Source organism: Streptomyces sp. NPDC006430 (assembly GCF_040612395.1).
Lineage (GTDB): Bacteria > Actinomycetota > Actinomycetes > Streptomycetales > Streptomycetaceae > Streptomyces.
In genome coordinates, this window is the sequence record NZ_JBEXQA010000098.1 from 1 (window position 1) to 2,156 (window position 2,156).

General features: G+C 72.3%; 1 protein-coding gene. It reads left to right on the forward strand.

Annotated elements, in window-relative coordinates:
• On the forward strand, window positions 1-2,156 hold a 2,156-nt coding region (locus ABZZ20_RS36735), incomplete at both ends, for a beta-ketoacyl synthase N-terminal-like domain-containing protein (RefSeq protein WP_356877384.1).

The window sequence follows — 2,156 nt, forward strand, 5'->3', positions numbered from 1 at the left end:
GGTCTGGGGTTGGCGGGGACGAGTCTGTCGTGGGGTTTGTGGCAGCAGGCCGGACACGGTCTGACCGCCACCCTCGGCCAAGCCGAACTCGCCCGGCTGCGTCGCCAGGGCGTCGCCGCACTCAGCGAAGCGCAGGGCCTGGCCGCCCTCGACGCAGCTCTCGGTTCCGCACACGGCCACCTGGTCCCGGTACGCCTCGAACTCGCCTCGCTCCAGCGCGAGCTGGACGGCGGTGGCACCGTCCCGGCCCTCTTCCGCGGCCTGCTGCGCGCCCGACGCCAGCGAGCCGGACAGCCAGGCGGCACGCCGACCGGCCTGCGGGAGCAGCTCGCGACGCAGGCCGAAGCCGAGCGGCTGCCGTCGCTGGTCCGGCTGGTGCAGCGCGAGGCCGCAGTCGTCCTCGGTGTGGCGACGGCCGACGGCATCGGGGCGCAGCAGGTCCTCAAGGAGCTCGGCATCGACTCCCTCATGGCCGTGGAGCTACGCCGGCGGCTGTCCGCCGAAACGGGCACCTCGCTGCCGTCCACGCTCGCCTTCGACTACCCGACGCCCACCGCCATCGCCGGCCTGCTCCTCGACAAGCTGGACCTGACCGCAGACAAACCCCGGCAGAAGCCGAACCCGTCCCGGAACGCCGTCGCACCGGCCGCCGACGACCCGATCGCCGTCGTCTCCATGGCCTGCCGCCTGCCGGGTGGCATCGACACCCCAGAGGACTTCTGGGAGCTGCTGGCCTCGGGCGGTGACGCCGTGGGCGGCCTGCCGGAGCGCTGGACCGGCCTGGACCTGTACGACCCGGACCCGGAGGCAGTCGGCAAGAGCTATGCCCGCGAAGGCGGCTTCATCCGGGACATCGAGCGCTTCGACGCCTCGTTCTTCGGGATCTCGCCGCGCGAGGCCGTCTCCATGGACCCGCAGCAGCGGCTGGTCCTGGAAACCTCGTGGGAGGCCCTGGAGCGGGCCGGCATCCGCCCCGACTCGCTCAGCGAAAGCCGTACCGGCGTCTACCTCGGCGCCATGACCTCCGACTACGGCCACCAGGGCCATGACCTGGACGCCGTCGACGGCTACACCAGCACGGGTTACGCGTCCAGTGTGGTCTCCGGCCGGGTCTCGTACGCGCTGGGCCTCCAGGGCCCGGCCGTCACCGTGGACACCGCCTGCTCCTCCTCGCTGGTCGCCCTGCACCTGGCGGCGGGAGCCCTGCGGCAGGGCGAGTGCGAACTCGCCCTCGTCGGCGGCGTCACCGTGATGAACACCCCTGCGCTCTTCGTGGAGTTCTCCCGGCTGAAGGGCATGGCCCCCGACGGCCGCTGCAAGTCCTTCTCGACACAGGCCGACGGAGCCGGCTGGGCCGAGGGCGTCGGCATCCTGGTGCTGAAGCGGCTGTCGGCCGCCCAGCGCGACGGTGACCGCGTCCTGGCCGTCATCCGTGGTTCGGCGGTCAACCAGGACGGTCGCAGCCAGGGTCTGACCGCGCCGAACGGGCCGTCGCAGCAGCGCGTGGTCCAGGAAGCACTGGCCGCCGCGCGCCTGGAGCCGTCAGACATCGATGCGGTCGAGGCACACGGTACGGGCACCTCGCTGGGCGACCCGATCGAGGCGGGCGCGCTGGCCGAGGTCTTCGGCCCCGACCGGGCCGGGAACCGTCCCGTCTACCTCGGCTCGTCCAAGTCGAACATCGGCCACGCGCAGGCCGCCGCGGGCGTCGTCGGCGTCATGAAGATGGTCCTCGCGCTCCAGCACGAGACCCTGCCCAAGACCCTGTACGCGGAGGAGCCGAGCCCGCACATCGAGTGGGACGGCAGCGGACTGGAACTCCTTCAGGAAGCCCGGCCGTGGATACGGGAGGCCACGCGCACCCGCCGCGCGGGCGTGTCCTCGTTCGGCCTCAGCGGTACGAACGCCCACGTGATCGTGGAGGAGCCGCCTGCCGTGGCTCCCGGGCCGGTGGCCCGCACCGAGGCGCCCCTTCCGGTGGTCGTGTCCGGTCGTGACGAGGTTGCGCTGCGGGAGCAGGCGGGTCGTTGGGCGGACTGGTTGGAGGGTCGTTCTGAGGTTTCGGTGGCTGATGTGGCGGTGACGGCTGCTCGTCACCGTTCGCATTTCGAGTCACGGGCGAGTGTGGTCGCCGCTGGGGCCGAGGGCCTGGTGGA